Annotated in this window: 6 protein-coding genes; 3 read left to right on the forward strand and 3 right to left on the reverse strand. The window is 63.9% G+C overall.

The genetic code is table 11. From position 1 onward, the window contains the following. Positions 1–23: 23 nt before the first annotated feature. The 3 genes from QZ613_RS20470 (at position 24) to QZ613_RS20480 (ending at position 2,097) form a co-directional block, all read left to right on the forward strand. Entirely contained in the window at positions 24–515 is a 492-nt protein-coding gene (locus tag QZ613_RS20470; protein ID WP_291983799.1) for a helix-turn-helix domain-containing protein, read from the forward strand. A gap of 245 nt (positions 516–760) precedes the next feature. Next, positions 761–1,288, forward strand: a complete 528-nt coding sequence (locus QZ613_RS20475; protein WP_291866132.1) for a hemerythrin family protein — start codon at positions 761–763, stop codon at positions 1,286–1,288. Between the two features lie 203 nt (positions 1,289–1,491). After that, a complete protein-coding gene (locus QZ613_RS20480) occupies positions 1,492–2,097 on the forward strand; it encodes a MarC family protein (RefSeq protein ID WP_043564824.1) in 606 nt (201 codons plus the stop codon). 659 nt (positions 2,098–2,756) lie between these two features. Here QZ613_RS20480 and QZ613_RS20485 read toward each other — a convergent pair. From QZ613_RS20485 to QZ613_RS20495, 3 genes are all read right to left on the reverse strand, one after another. Continuing rightward, complete coding sequence (locus QZ613_RS20485; protein ID WP_291983801.1) at positions 2,757–6,122, reverse strand: insecticidal toxin protein; 3,366 nt, start codon at positions 6,120–6,122, stop codon at positions 2,757–2,759. A gap of 259 nt (positions 6,123–6,381) precedes the next feature. Then, a complete protein-coding gene (locus tag QZ613_RS20490; RefSeq protein ID WP_291983803.1) occupies positions 6,382–14,547 on the reverse strand; it encodes a neuraminidase-like domain-containing protein in 8,166 nt (2,721 codons plus the stop codon). Positions 14,548–14,782: 235 nt separating this feature from the next. Then, positions 14,783–15,922 (reverse strand): NUDIX domain-containing protein, encoded by a 1,140-nt coding sequence (locus QZ613_RS20495; RefSeq protein WP_291921266.1) that lies wholly within the window; start codon positions 15,920–15,922, stop codon positions 14,783–14,785. Positions 15,923–15,931 lie beyond the last annotated feature (9 nt).

Below are 15,931 nucleotides of genomic sequence, written 5' to 3' on the forward strand. Positions count from 1 at the left end.
TCTGTTCTTTTTGCGAGCCATCAATGACTGGAACTCCGGCCCCTGCTGGCGCCACGGCGATGGCAACGGCAAGCGAGCGCAGCGTCGATCAACGGTCGTTGGCCGACGTCGAATCGGGTGCGCTCGCCGCGCGCTTGAAAGCGATCATCGGTGACGAGTCGGTGTCTTCGTTTGCGCGCCGCTGCGGCATGGCCGAGTCGGTACTGAGGACTTACCTCCGCGACGGACGAATGCCCCCGCTGGACAAGGCCCTGGCCATTGCCGCGGCGGCGGGCGTCAGCGTCGACTGGCTGGCCACCGGGTGCGGCGCGCATGCGCTCGCGCAGGCCCGCGCTGCCTACGCGCCGAGCGCGGAAGATGTCGTCGCGGCCGATGCGCCAGTGGTCGACGCCGCTGTCCTCGAAGGCGTTGTCAAAGCGGTCCTGCAGGGGCAGGGCAGGCAGGCTTCGCCCGAACACCTTGCCGGCGTGATCGTCGATCTCTATCAACGCGCGCTGAAGCGTGACGTGGGCTGACCAGGCCGGCTGCGAAATCGCTTCGTGCTGAGTCGAGACACGGCGCAAGCGACGCGCTTTGCCGCCGCTTCCCGGTCGGCCTGCGCTTGCTTTTTGCGCCGCTTTCGCCGAAGTGAGACTTTTGAATCCTTTTGCCCGTACCGGGTCGTATAGGATCGGCAACAAATCCCCCTGCCCGGGCGCGGCGCTCGACCTCAACGGCAAAAACAAGGAGCTACTTCGCTGAATCATAAGAGAAGAGACACATGGGTCTGAGTTCACGTGCCCTGTTCGACGGCCGCCTGTCTGGCGTTCACGGCTTGACCAATTTTTCGCTCAAGCAGCGGGTCGCCTGGGATGGCCGTCTCAATATCGGCGAGGCGCAAATCGACGCCCAGCACGAGGCTATCTTTGCCCTGGTGGTAAGAGCTTCGGACGCCTGGCGCAAGCACGGCGACGTCGAGCAGCTGACGCTGATGACGGGAGAGCTTCATCAGGCGCTCGAGGAACATTTCAGCTACGAGGAGGGGGTGCTGGCGGGGCTTGGCTACGACGATCTCGCCGAGCACCGTGCCGAGCACCAGGTGATGCGCGACGAGTTGCAGCTCATCCGCGCCCGGGTGGAGCAGATGGATCCGGCAGGCGATAACGCCGAACCGGGATTTCTTCTTCTGAACTACATCCTCAGCGCGACCGTTGGCCACATCCTGCACAGTGACATGGACTATTGCGCCCTGGCCCGTGCGACTGCGTCACATCGCGGTTCGGCCGCCGCCGCTTCAGTGTTTTCTTGAGCCTGTCGTGGCGCGGCCAATGGCGGGCGGGTGCGGGCGATGACCAGCCGGCGGCGAAGGAATGTCCAGAGCTGGTATCCTGCGCAGCAGCGCGGCGCCTTCACTTCCGTCTTTCCCCTGGCCTGTCGATTGCCGTGGCTTTTTTCCGAAGCCAGAGGTCTTGCGCTCCCGCGCTCAAGCGTGCGCCATGAAGCCGTGAATCGATGAACTACACCTTCGCCTCGGCGACCATCCTGCTCATCCTGATCACCGATCCGGTCGGCAATATCCCGATTTTCGCCAATGCGCTGCGCTCGGTTCCACCCGAGCGTCGCGCCTGGGTGATTCTGCGCGAGGTGCTGATTGCCTTTGTCCTGCTGCTGACGTTCATGTTCGTCGGCGACGGTTTTCTGCGCCTGATGAACCTCAGCGAGCTGTCGCTGCAGATTGGCGGTGGCGTGATCCTGTTCCTGATCGCGCTGCGCATGATTTTCCCGCAGCCGGGAGTCGCCGACGCGCCTGACGCGCTGGGCGAGCCGCTGATCGTGCCGCTGGCCGTTCCGGCCATCGCCGGGCCTTCGGCACTGGCGACGGTGCTGCTGCTGGTTTCGCAGGCGCCCGAGCGGCGCCTGGAGTGGATCGGCGCCCTGTGCATCACGATGGCCGTGTCGGCCGTTGTCCTCGTGCTCGCCGAGCGCATCCAGCGCGTTGCCGGCGAGCGCTTCGTGGTCGCCCTGGAACGGCTGATGGGGCTGGTGCTGGTCGCCGTGGCGATCGAAATGATGTTGCGGGGAATCAGGACCTTCGTCGTGCAGCTCGCCAGCGGCTGAGCTCGGGGCCGGCGCATCATTCCCAGTCAATTAGCAACCAAAACATAAGTTGAGGATATTAAGGAGAACACCTGGGTCTGACGTCGGACGACTGCAATAACAGTACCCGCATTGAACCAAAGTTCGGCGCCGGCCTTCAGCCGAATGCGACGAAGGCAGGTGCTCCGTGATCGCTTTGACGACTCGTTGGAACGTTTGTCTTGTACAGCGGAGTTGTGTCATCGGGGACGGAGGGTCGATGTGACCCAGCAAGACAGGCGCCATATGACGAGGCTGACGCCACAGGCGAGATGGCTGCCCTTGCCGGGCCAAGGCAGGAGTCGACAAACACGCATCCGGGAGGAATAGATGCGCCGTCCCCGCCCGTTGTTTCCCGACGGGCTCTCCGACGAAAGCGTGGCAGGGCTGGGTGCGTGACTTTACCCGCTGCCGTCGCCTGTGGAAGCAGGCAGTGCGTGCAGCTTCGCGGTTACCAGCCGCGGCAGGAATCTGTACAAACCCCCCCCCAAGCGCCTTGGAAAACGCCACCCTCCGAGCAGCACGAGCGCTTTCGTCCCACACGCTGCCGGCGGCGCCCGGTCTACCGGCAACAGCGTGCGATTCGGCCATCGCTTGCGCCTCGAGAAGTTCGGGCTGCGGAGTCCGGGTCAGTTCCGGACCTAAGACCATCGCACGGCAACCCATAGATCAAGCAGGGCCTTGTCGCTGAACGCGAGCATGAGTTCGCCCGTTGCGCTACCCGGCAGCTCGTTGTCGGCCACAGCCCCCGATACCAGCAGATCACCGGCCGCACCCTGGAGCGGAAACGCCACATTCGTGTCCGCAGCGTCCACCAGGCGTGCCTTGAGCGGCGCGTTTGGCGCGTCGCCACTTCGACGTGCCCAAATGTGCATTGCCTTCATGGGGCCCAAGCGGGCTTTGCTCCAAAGCGGAAAGTGTTGTTTCTGCAGTTCAAAGCTGATCTGGAATTGGTGATTGGCTCCGGCCGGTGCCCCGAGGAACTTTGCCCACACCGCAGGGAACTCCTCGCGCAGCGAGAATAGTCGCAGCGAGCCGAAGGCCGTGCCGGCATCAATACGCGTCTTCAGCGCCGCCATCGCGGCATCACGCAACGGCATGCCGCCTTCGCGCGCCGTCAGGCGCAAATGCAGAATGACATCGGCAATTGCGGCGTAATCGAAGGCCTGCGGATCGCTCTTGCGCGGGTCGGCCGGCAGTCTCAATTGCCACGTGCTGATGGCGCCGCTGTACTCGAAGGGCAGGTAGCGCTCGTCGCGCAGGTTGGTTTCGAATAATCCGCTATCGTTCTGTGCCGAGCTGGTGACGATGGATTGCACGCTACCGAAGTGATCGCTGAAGCGGGCGTCGTCGTTATCGGCTCGCTCGTAGCCATCGCCCAACAAGGACGAGATGCGGGTGGAACTGCGCAGCAGCGTCAGCGTGCAGGCCACACTGGCGTAGGGGCCGCTTACGCAGGGAATGCTCAGCGAGACCGACTTCAGGCGCCGGAAGTAGTGACCCGGCCCGTCAAGATCGAACAGTGACTCGGGCAACTGGAAGGTGCACGAGCCCGTGCTGCGCAGATCGACCAGCGCGCGTGGGTCAGCTTGCAGCAGGCTCACATGCTTGGTCAGCTCGTACTCGCGCTGGTTCTGCTCGTGATAGGCCATCTCCATGCGCTTGATGTCCAGTAGCAGGCGCTCGCCGGCCAGGAGGCCCTCCCTGCCAGCCTGGTAGTCAAACTTCAAGTAACTCAGGCCGGGTTGTCCCAGCTCGTGCTGAAGCGCTCTCTCGGCCTTGCGCGCGACGTCGAAGGCAAACTGGAAGGCGCGTGCGTGCAATCCCGTGAGCTCACGCTTCATCCAGGCATACAAGGTCTTGTTGGTCTTCTTGCCATCGCTGAGCACACCCTCGCCATTGAGGAAACGTTCGATTTCAGCTGCATGCTCCTTCTGCTGGCGGTGGTTGCGCAGCTCCATGTTGGCAACGGCCTCGCGGATCTGTGCAGCGCGGATCTGCTTGAAGACCTGATTGATCTCGCCGACGGCGAGGTTGCTCTGGAATGCCCATTCGCGTTCGCGTCGTGCGAAAGCGTCGATACGGCCGGCCCTTCTCGCTTCGAAGTTGAGCCGATCAGCAACCGCACGGGCCGCGGCAGCTGTCGCTCCAACTGCGTCTCCCACCTCCTTGCCACCATATTGAACGGTGGCGCCCATGCCCATGGGTTGTACGTGCACGTTGAATTCCGGTACGAAGTGAGCCACTGAGCTAATGACGTTCAAAATGTTTGCAATATCGCTTGACAGCTGCGCACCTTCCAGAAGAAGGGACTCTCTTACCTCATGAGAGCTTAGGATTTTTCCGCCATTAAGCGCCTGTGCGACCTGTGCAAACGCATCGCTCGCGATGTCTACCTTGATCGGGCGCGCTGATAGTGCCGGCTCAGTTGCAGCCAGCCGCATCTTCTCCAAGCTGTCTAGATCCAACTCCTCCAGTACCGGCAACGACTTCGTGATGTCCTCCGCCTTTGCACCCAGCTGCTGCGCGTAGTAGCTGTAGCGCTGCACGGCCAACGCCAGTGATTGCAGGAGGCCCTCCTTCGCCTTGACCGCTTCCTGCCACTGTCCATAGCGCACCTGCTCGACCATCTCCATCAGCACCTTCTCGTGCCGAGCGCGCAACAGGGCAAGAGCCTCGCCTTCTTCCTTTTCCATCGCCGAGAGCTGACCGGCGCCTATTGCCGTGACCTGCTGCGCCAGTTCCGTTGCCTTCTGCAGCAGCAAGGCGCAACGCACGAGCGGCAGCGGCTGGTTCAAACCGTTGACGATGGCCCCCACGTCCAGTCCAGACGCTGCAGCACGGGCCAGCAAGGCGGGGTCCACCGGGGGTTCGAACAATGGAAGCTGACGGAACACCCCTTGCAGATTGAGGCTGTTGCGGATCTTGAACAGCCGGTCTGCGACCGTGTCCCAGTAGCCCAGTAGCTTGTCGTTGCGCGGCACGCAGAAGTACAACGACTGTCCCATGCTGCGCAGCGAGGCCAGTGCCTGGCCGCTGGTGGCCGGCGGCGCAGCCATCGTCGGAAGCAGGTCGAATGGCAATTCCGGCTCCAGATCGCGCAGGACCGAACCGAACAGCTGGAGATCGCCGCGCAGGTTGTTGTAGGTCTGCGGCTTCACCCTGCCTTTGCGCGGCACGGCTTGCGGACGGGGGCCCAGGATGTTGGCGGCCAACACATACAGCATCATCGCCTCGTCGATGGCCTCGCCCTTGTCCTGGCGGAACAGTGAGTCACCCCAAGCGATCAGGTTGTCCAGGTAGGCCATCACCGTCTTGACCATGTAGGCCTGCTGGCGCTGCCGCGCCACCGCATGGGGTCGGAACGGCGCGTTCATCCAGTCCTCGATGCTGCGTCGCGTGGCGTCCGCAATGGTCACATCACCATTCGCCCCCTTGGCGAGGTTGACCAGCAGCTGTTCGACCGAGTGGGTTTCCAGGCTCAGGAACGGCAATACCTTCCAGAAGCGCTCGGGGGCAGGGCCGTCGCTGCTGTCGGTGGGGTCGAACAGCAGGTGAAGCCAGCGCTGTGCCTCGGCGAAGCGCCCGTTCTTGCTGAGGTGCAAGGCCAGGGTCAGCGGCACATGGAAGAAGAGTTCCCAGTTGTAGACCGAGTAGGCGCTGTGCGGGCTGAAGTCCAGATCCTTCGCCGGGTGCGGTGTCTTGACTTTCCCTGATGGCTGGTACAGGGTCTTGAAGAAGTCATCGAACAGCGCCGGGCGCGGCGCGCCGTCGATGAGCTTTGCATCGGTGTCGGCCGTGAGCTCCGTGAGTTGTCCGCTGGGCGTGCGTAGCCGCGCCAGTTTCTGCAGGGTCACGACGGTATTGGGCGCCAGCGCGGGCTTGACGATCGTTCCGTCGCTCAGCTTCAACAGGTGGCGGCCGGCAAAGCGCAATACGGCATTGCTCGGCTGCACCGTCAAGGTGTTCTCGGGCAGCAGGTAGGCGAGCTTGCCGGCCAGTTCCACGCGCACGACGAACTCGGTGTCCAGGGCCTGCAACCCTGACGTTCCCTGGCGCAGCAGGCGTTGCATCATGGCCTGCACGTAGGGGTGCTGGTGCAGAAAGAAGCTGTACGAGAGCTCGCGACTGCGGCGGAAGTAATGGCGCGTCTCGCGTGTTTCGACGACGCGGGATTTCACGTGCGCAAACTCCGACTGGGCCTGGCCGTGGAATACGCCGTACTGGAGGACGCTGTAAGGGTTCATGACTGTGCTCTCCGTAGATTCAACGCATGCCGGGAATTGCAAACGATCCGGGGCCGGAGCCCCCTCGCATCCCCTGATGCGACAAGGTGTCGCGAAGTTGGGTATTCAGCCCGCTCTTACCCAGCATCACCACTTGTGTCTTGTCCAGCGTCGGTTGCGACTGCGCAAGTTCGGTCTCGCTCGCAACCATGATCTCGCCTTGGTTGGTGCCGGTCTCGCTGGCTGGGTGCATTGGGACAATCTCGCTGAACGCAGGCAAGTTCCCTCCGTCGACACCGCGATCCACGAGTGTCAGGCCCAGTTGCCCCGTGTTGCCCAGCAACGTGTCCTGATCGAACGTGAGCAGCACCTTCGGGTTCACCAACCAGTCCAAGCCCGGTGCCGGGTCACCCTGGGTCTTGGGCATCACGAAGGTCTCTTCCTCGACCGGTGGTATCGGTAACGGCCACTTCTTCCGGAATTGCGGAATGATCTTCAGCTTGTCGTAGGGGTCAAGTTCGACGATGCCCTTGTCGTCGGTCACGGTGGTGCGCGTAACCCAGGTCTCCACGTCCTCCAACAGGGTCTCGCGAACGTCCGGCTGGACGAAGAAGGTGTGCCTGTTGTCCTGATAGAAGAAGGGTTGGATCAGTGCGGCGAGTTCAGTCAAGCCACTATCCAGCGCAGCCTTGGCGGCTACCGGGTCGGAGGCCAACTTTACCGCATCCAAGGATATGCCCAGCGCGGCCAAGGCGTTGTTGCAGGTGAGCACGGTGTTGGCCGGCACCTTTTGCAGGATTGGCTCGGTGGGAGTATCCGCTGCCTTCGTGGTGTCGGTGCTCTTCTGCTTCGTGTATTGCACGTTGAGCGCGCCCGCCGCGCCCGCGTGGCGGGTGGCTTGTACGATGTTGGCGCTGACGATGACGTGCGGTGGGGGGCTGCCGAGGGCGCCCGGCTCCGGCGCCGCGTTGCGCCCGGCCAGGTAGAAGGCGTCGTCGAAACCACTCAGGTGAACGAAAACACCGCCTTCCACTCCATCGTTGAACTCCTTGCTGACGTGTATGAAGGCGTCGCGCGGCTGAAACGTCGCTGGCTTCTTCTTCGAGGTCACGGGCGCCGAGCCCCCCGACTCGGCAGTGGTCCAGGCGCCGGACTGGTACTGCGCCCAATGCAGTTGTAACTCGACCACCTTGTTCGCGCTCAGACCGCCAAGGCCAGTCATCAAGTCGCCGAGGTTGGCTTCGGCGATGGTGGCATCGGCGGTCGTGGCGTCCATCGAAGCTCCCGGGTCGGCCTTATCCAGGAAGGTCACCCAGAACAGGAACAGCCGTTCGCGCCAGACCACCGGCGCCAGGTGGTCGCCCTGGATGGTCACGGCCACCGGCTCCCAGGTTGTCCAGCTGCCGTTACGGCAGCGGCGATAGAAGTACTCGTGTGGCTGGCCGTAGGTGCGGCCAAAGACATGTAACACACGCTGTGACGCATCGGCGTGGTCTTCCAGGTGCATGGCCACCATGTCCAGCCGTGCGATCTTGTCGAGCTGGCGCAGGTAAGCCAAAAAGGCGTCCTCGACGAGGTCGCTGGCCACATCGCCTTGTAGCAAAGCACCTTCGAGCGCCTCGAACAGGGGCGTCTTGTCATCGCGGAACTCGGGCTCGAGCACGTTCTCCGGAAACAGCCAGAGCTTGCGATTGCCGGCCCAGACCGGATTGCGCCGCATCCATTCCCAACGCTTGGCATCGAGCACCGCGGGGGGCACCTGCGGCTCCAGGTTGAGGAAGCAGCGCTGAACGAACAGCTGCACCGACGCGATGGCCAGGCGCACGCGCGATGTCTGCACCACGGGCTCCATGCCAGCGTCGACGAGGAAGTGTTCGTACAACTGCTCCAGGCGTTCGTAGCCCAGCTTGTGCAGCGCATGTGCCACCAGAGCATCGCGCTGGCGTTGGCGCAGGCGGTCGAAGATGGGTTGTGCGACTCGGGGCCAGTTCAGTTCGCCGGCGCTGGCCTTGATCGCGTCTTTCACGCCGCGGGCGATCTCCGCACGACGTGACTCCGCTACCCCTGGCTTGAGCAAGTCCTGGCACGACGCCAAGGTGGCAACGGCAACGCCGAAGCGGTCAACCAGGCGTAGCGCATCGCACAGGCGCCGCACCGCGGGGTCCGCGGCGAACGCAGGTGCAGCCCACAAGGACTCGGCTGTCGCCCGCACGGTGGCCTCACTGCGGCCGGTCAACCGGGCCAGGCGTGGGTAGACCTCGCTGGTCAGCTTGTCGGCACTGCCCAGCGAATTGGCCTCGAACACGGCAATCAGGTCATTCCCGGGCAGACCCAGATCGCGCTTGAGTCGGCTGAACTCCAGCAGGCGCCGCAGGCCGGCAAAACGTTGTACGGCCGCCGTGGTTTCAGCAGCGCCGTCGCTCACCTCGCGGGTGGGCCAGGTGCTGAAGTTCAGCTGACCGAAATCTGCGGCGTGTGTGCTGACGTGGCGCAGTTCCACCTCGTCGAGGCCAAGGGTTCGCATCAGCATCAGCGTCTTGTCGAGCAGTGCTGACGCGTGCGCCGCGCTCCGAAGATCGTCCGCAGCACGCAAGGTCAGCCGCGACAGCGTGCCTTTGGGAAGATTCTCGCCCTGCACCAGCAGCCGCGCCTGGCCACCGCCCAGCGCTGCCAGGCGCCATTCGAAGCGGTAGGGAACTCCCGCTTTGAGTTCGATGAACTGTTGCAGCACCGCACCGTCGGCTGCCGCGGTGCCGGCGAGCAAGACGGCATCGGTGCGGTGCGGAAAGCGCAACTCGGCCGTGGCGTTTGCCTTGTCCAATTCGACGTAGAAGCGCCAGGCACCGCTGGCCGGAACCTCCAGGCTGCCCTCGATGATCAGCGCCGTGGTTCCGGCAGCTGCGGCCGGCACGGCGGCCGTATCCGCCTGCTTGGTAGGCTGGCTGCCGAGCGCCTGGCCGTTGGCCGCGAAGTAGCGCACCGTCAGCCCCTGCCTGGCCAGGGCGGCCAGGGGGTCGAGCAGTGGGCTCGCGGTGTTTAACACCGCCTTGTCGGTCAGCAGGCTTGCGACCGCCGCAGTGTCGGCGCCGGTGCGCGCCACCATCGTCTGCACGATGAATTGCCGCACGAGGCGCTGCTGTAGATAGGGCAGGAACGCCTGCACCAGTCGCGCGCGGCGGGCCATGAGTTGGACGTCGGCAGCTTTGGCGTCGTTGGCCGGCAAGGGCGCGAAGAGCGTCTCGAAGTCCGCGTCGTCAAGGAATCCGGACGCCGGCACGGCGCCAGGAGCAGACTTGCGCAGGTGCCGGTTGTAGAAATCGAGCGCCTGTTGCTGTACCTGTTCCAGCAGTCTCTTCAACAGGGGCGACTGCACGTGCGCAGTACCTGCCGCCGGCAGTGGATACCGGTTCAGCAGGGATGCTTTTTGGGCGTCAAGCAAAACACCTCGGAATCGCAGGTACTGCACGTTGCGCACGCCATCGTGCCTCGTCTCGACGATGCCCTCGGCACCAGCCAGCGAACTGGTCACGAGGGGGTTTTCGCCAGCGCCCGGCGTATCGGTGGCCAGGTACGTGACGTTGCCATTGAGCATCGCCACGAAGGTGTTGGCCACCTCAGGTGCCAACACCAGGCCGAGTTTGGACAGCAGCACTTCTCCGCTGATGTCCCCAGGGTCGGCCGGCACGGCGTGTTCCGCCCGGATGGCTTGCACACCATCAGCCAGCCCTTTCAGCAACACCAGCAATTCGCCATCGTCATCGCGAAGGAGTTTGCTACTGTCCAGGCGGTGACGTATCAGGGCGTCGATGTCTCGCGCCTCAAGCCCGGCTACCCGCAGCAGGTCGACCAGCTCCACAAACGCCAGCGTCTGCGAGAACGGGTTGTCCTCGGCCAGCGTCGCCAGCGGGTCGGCATGCAATGCCTTGAACGGGTCGAGCCCACTCAGCTTGCGCAGGAGCAGCAGGTCGGCCATGCCTAGCTTCAGTGCCTTGGCCAGCAGTGCGTGCCGGTACAGTAGCGAGACGTTGGGCAGCGTCAGCATTGCCTGTGGCGGTGCGCCCGCGGCGCCGCCGGCGCGAAGCTGCATACCGGCATCGTGCAGCACCTGTTCGATGTCGGTCGCCGTCAGGCCCATGGCCCCTTGCAGCGTGACCATGTGGTCGACCAGCGGCACGTTCAACGCGCTCAGGTATTCCCCCAGCGCGTTCTCGAACGCCGCCGGGGCTCTCGCTGCGCCGCGGCCGAGGAAGAGATGCGCATACGGTGGCTTGCTGCCGGTGGTGGAGATATCCGACCAGAGGGTCAACAGCTTCAAGCGCCCGTCGACGCCAAGCTTCAGCCGCTCCTCCAGCGCCTTCAAATGCGCCAGATGCACCAGTGCACTGGCCAAGGGCTTCTTCTGGAGATTCGCATCCAGGGCGTCGAAGGGAGCGTTCCTGGGTGCCAGCATCTGCAAGGCACGATCGGTCTCTTCAATCGACCATCCCAGGCGCCGCCACAACCGCACGAACAGGTTGATGCGTACCAGTTCGATCGGCGCGACGCTGCTCCCGTCGGCATGCTGCAGGGTGGTCAGGTCGAAGTTGCAACCGGCGTCGGGGTCGGCCAATACCAACACCCTGCTGAAGTCAATGGCCAGGACCTTGGCCTTCAATGCCGCGAGGTTGCTGCGCGCCTCGGCAGCAAAATCGCTCAGCCGCTGCTCGAAAGACGCGATGTCGTCGAGTTTTTGCTGTTGCGCCGCGGTTGGCGCGGCCGGTGTGGGTGTCAGCGCCTCACTGTCGACCTTGTAGCGATAGGCATCGCCGACGCTCAGGCGCGCCCGATACAGCAAGATGAGCTTGCTCAGTCCCGGATTGACAAACCCGCTCAATACCACCTGTGTAATCTCGCTGTAGCTCAGACCCAGCCTGCGCGCCAGGGTCTTGGCCGAGCGCAGCATGACCGGCGCATCGAGCACGAGCAGGTCCCCGGCGACCGGTGGAGCGGTCCAGGCCTTGGCGAAAATCAGCTTGGTCCGGCCTACACCACCGGAGCCCGCGGCCTTGATGGCGGTGAGTGTGTTGACTTCGCCTGCAGCGGCATTGGCGCTGACGTCAAAGTAGCCGCAGGACATGCCCGGCGCGAGGCCCAAAACATCGACGTCTGCCAGACTCGCCGACGTTTCGGGGCCATTAATCGGCGACTGGATGGCAGCGCGCAATGCAGGCCACCCATAGAGATCGTGCCAGGCGTCATTGAGCAACGGAGCAGCGCGCGTGAACAACGCCGCCTCAGCAGGCGAGATTCCCAGCGATTCGACGAAGATCTCGGCCCGGCCGACTCCGCCGTTGACCCACAGGTCATCCTGGCGGCGCAGCGTCTGCAGCACCTCGTGCAGCGGCGCATCCGCGTACGCGCAGAACTGGCGCACCATCTCCAGCGACCGGTCGAAGGGCAGCGCCAGCGGATAGGTCGCCTGGCGCAAGGCATCGTAGGCGGCAGCAATCACGTTCTGCGGTTCGGCCAGCAGATCGGTCGTGTTGGCGTCGCCCGTATCGCGCGCCGCCGCAGCGGCAAGTTGCCCATGCGCCGCGTGGTACTCAAGGATCTCGTTGACGAGGTCGATGTAGGGCAGTGCGGTATGGGTGTTCTCGCAAGTCAGCGCAAGGTGCGGCAGGTCGGGGCGACGCTGCACCAGCACGTCGTAGGGCTTCATCGCTTCCCCGCTGGCAAGAGTGTGCGGATAGTTGCCCCCATGGGTCAGCTTCCACAGGGACTGCGTGTTTGCCCAGGTCTGAGCGTCGATGTCGACGTACTGCAGAAGGTCCACCAAGTAGGCAGCCGGACTCAGTACCGATTGGCAGTCCTGGCACTCGCAGTAGTCCATGGAGCCGAACAGCGACTCGATCGTCGGCACGCGACGGATCAGGCTGGCGCGATCCACATCAGCGATGGGAAGCGGGTTCGGAATCACCGCCGTGCCCCCTCCACCGGCGGCACTCTGTGCAGCGCCGAATAGACTGTAGACCACGCTGCTGACCTGTACAGCCTGCTCGTAAACCTTGCGCGCAATGCCATCGGCGGGTTCGTCCTGGAAAATCTCGTGGTACTTCGCGTTGAAGGTCTTCTCGAAGTGTCCTTGCATCAAGCCGGTCACGTCATGGGCGGACCGGACGCCCATCTTCATCAGCGTGACCTGTGCTTCGTCGCTGGGCGAGATCGAGTAGGTGGCGTGCAGTACCTTGAGATTGTTCGCCGGTGCGGCGTGCAACTCGGCCTCCGTGAAGCCCTGCTGCTCGAGAAAGGTGGACACCGGCGTCTGCCCCAAGCGATAGCCGTTGGCCGCAGCGCGCTCCAGCAGTTTCACCGTTTCATCGTGCGCATCGGCAAGCGCAAAGCGGGCGTCGCTGGACAAGCGCGCCGTCAATACCTGCGTGGGATAAGCGCGGTGCACCTTGCGCGCCATGTCCGCGGCAAATGCGTTGGCCCTCGCCAGAACGTCGGCCCCTTCGTAGGCCAACGGGATCAGCGCCGCCAGTGTCTTCAGCCCGGCCTCGTCCGGGTTGGCGCGGTCTTGCTGTGCAATGCCGGCTTCGTCAAACAACTCGTCGGCCCAAGCCGCGGCCGTGTACAGCCCTCTTGAGGCCAGGGCCGCCAGGTCTTTCAGCTCCATCTTCATCAAGCGATTGGTCATTGCGGCACCGTTGCCGGCCAGGAAGGCCAGCTTGCCGTGCAGTTGCAGCGCCTCTACCTGGGCATCGGCGAATCCGGCCGCCGACGCTTTCTTCCACAAGCCGTCAGCGTCGCCGCTGTGCGCGAAGAACAGATCGGCAAACTTCTTCTGCTCGGCTTCGCTCAAGCCCGTGCTGGCCAGCAGCTCGGCATAGCTCGATTGCGATCCCGGTGCCGCATCGGCCAGGTTGGTCTTGGCGGCAAAGGCCGCGAAGAGCTTGGCCTGTGCGGCGATCGTGTCGTCATTCAGGTCGATGACACCCGACTCACGCGCCTTCTTGATGCCCGGCTCGACGAGTTCGAACTTGACCGCGGCCAGTAGTCTCTTGTCAGCGGGCAGGCCCACGCGCAGCAGACCGTACAGTGCTTCGGCAGACATGCCGACCTCACCCGCGGCAGCCAGCCGTTGCGCCCAGCAGTTCAAGGCCAGCAGCCGTGCGTCCCAGCCAGTGCTGCGCGCCAGCAGGGTGATGTCCTGGCGATCGGCGCTCTCCTGCGCGTCTGCCAGTTTCTCGATGGCCCCTATGTCGGCAGCCACGTCGGCGCTCATGCGCTGGTACTCGCTTGCAGGCTTCACACCATCGGCCGGCGCAATGAGCTCAAGCCGCTGGCGCTGTTCGGCACTGAGTGCAGCGAGTGGCTTGGTCAGCGCCACCTCGCTGTTGTCGGCCTGCAACAGGCGTACTTCGAGATTGGCCGAGGCGGCTTGCGCGGGATAGGCCAGCGCATAGCGCCCGTCGGCCGCAGACACCGCCTCCGTCAACTTCGCATCGTTGCCGCCAAAAGCGAGGCGATACAGGCGCAAGGAGACACCCGGAGCAGGCTGGCGGGAAGGCCAGCGCACGATACCTGCAATCTGTTGCTGCGCGGCCGGCGGTTCCGGTGCCTCGGGCAGGCGCAGTTCCAGCGTCTCCAGCGGCGTGGCCCGTCGGATCACCGGGGAGCTGGTCAGCGCCTGGCCGTCGCGACTCTCCACGCTTACCTTCAAATCGACCGCTGGAACACCCGGCAGCAACTCGTAGCGGATCGTGAATCGGCCGTCACTGTCGGTGCTGTCCTGGCCAAGGCGGATAGCGGCCGCGCCGTCATCGTGAAAGGCCCGGACGACAAGGCCCGCAAGCCCGCCCGTCGCACCACCCGCCGCGGCGGGCTTCACCACTCCGGCCACGATGCGCGTCGTATCTGATGGCTTTCCGCCGAACAAGCCCCATCCACCCAGCAACTCGTTCAAAGCTTTGGCGGTACCCTCGTCCACCTCTCCATTACCCTGCAGGTGATTCAGTTCCTGAAACTGTCTCAACACCTTCTGGGTAAGGTCACTGAATTTGCCCGCTGCACGCTCACGCCGAAGTGCAGCGACGGCCTTGTCGCGCGCTGCGGCATCGTTGGCCAGCAGAACTCCGCGAGACAGGCACTCGAGCAAGGCATCTTGCAGGTCCGCCACGGCCTCGCCGTCAGCGCCTGGTGCCAAAGGAAATCTGATGGGGTTCATCGACAATCCTCCTTACGTGAGTCGCGAGTCGCTGCCTACCCGAATTGCTGCGATGCGCTGGTGGTTCTGGCTTCAGAAGGTGATGCAAGGCTTCGACAGAATGCTTTCGTTCGTCCCAGCTCGCGGGGGTGACCAGCGAGACCTTCCTGCGCAACCCGAACGGGTGACTCGAAAGGCATTCGGGCTGGCCATTGTCGCCGTCGCCACAATGGCGCCGAGGTTGTTGAAACTCATCTCATGGACGCGTGCTGCGTGCTTGCCGCCAGCTCAGTTCTGCAGCCTGAAGCAGTTCGCGGGTTTCGACGTGACTGGCCTTTGCCACGGCTTCAGCCACAGCCAGCCAGAGGTGCTCGCGATCCCTGTGCTGGCGCAGCCCCTTTCCGACGGCACGCATCAGAAAGAAGCGCACCCTGACCACGGCGCTGTTGGCCACGTAGGACACGTCGCGAAGGTCATCGGAGATGCGAGCCCAGACGCCGGTTTCCTCATGCACCTCTCGAATGGCGGCCTCGCGGTCAGACTCGCCTTCTTCGATATGGCCCTTGGGCAGTACCCATTGCGATGGATCGTTGGTGGCTTCCACCAGCAGATACTCGGCGGTCTCGCCTCGCGTGCGGAACACCACGCCGCCGGCGTGGGTCGAGCCGCTCGCTGCAGGAACTGCCTTGTCTAAGGCGAGCTTGCTGTCCCTGGCCGTGAGTGTGATGACGAACCAATAGGCCTGATTGGTGGCCTTGTAGCGTTGCTCCATGTAGCGCCACAGCGCCAGTAGAAGGAGCACCAGCACGACAGGGATGCCGGCGAGCGGCCAGTGGTATTGCCAGGGCCAGGCGGCGAGCAGGAGCAGCAACACGACGGTGAAGCAGCGGAAGAACTTGGCATCGGCCTCGAAGCGCTGGACGACGGCCAGGCTCGCCGGGCTCGCGGCATTCAGCCACGCCTTGCTCCACTGGAAGGTATTGATGGCATCCTCGGCGTGCAGGGCGCCGAGGGCCTGCTGCTTGATCTTGCCGGCGCGGTCAACGGCGAGGTTGCGCTCGCGCTTGAACACCAGCCAGATCAGGGTGCGGGCGAGCCAGGGCAGCAGGCGGCCACGGCGGGCGAGCATGGTGATCTGGTTGTTCAGCGTATAGCGCCGCGCCCAGTCGTAGCACTCGTCCAGCCAGGAACCGAGCAGGAAGACCAGGTGGCCGAAGAGGTAGCTCGCGAACAGGAAGGCAGCCCAGGCTTCCGCATCGGCGAGCTTCGAATATCGTTCCCCCAGCACGACCGGGCCCGTCTCACCCATCAGCAGATAGGTGAGCAGCGCACCCGGCAACAGGATGGAGAAGAAGTCCATCAGGCCGATGAAGAATTTTTCTGGGTCGAAGTTCATATCGCTTCT

It is taken from the genome of Candidatus Accumulibacter sp. ACC005, from assembly GCF_907163215.1.
Classification (GTDB): domain Bacteria; phylum Pseudomonadota; class Gammaproteobacteria; order Burkholderiales; family Rhodocyclaceae; genus Accumulibacter; species Accumulibacter regalis.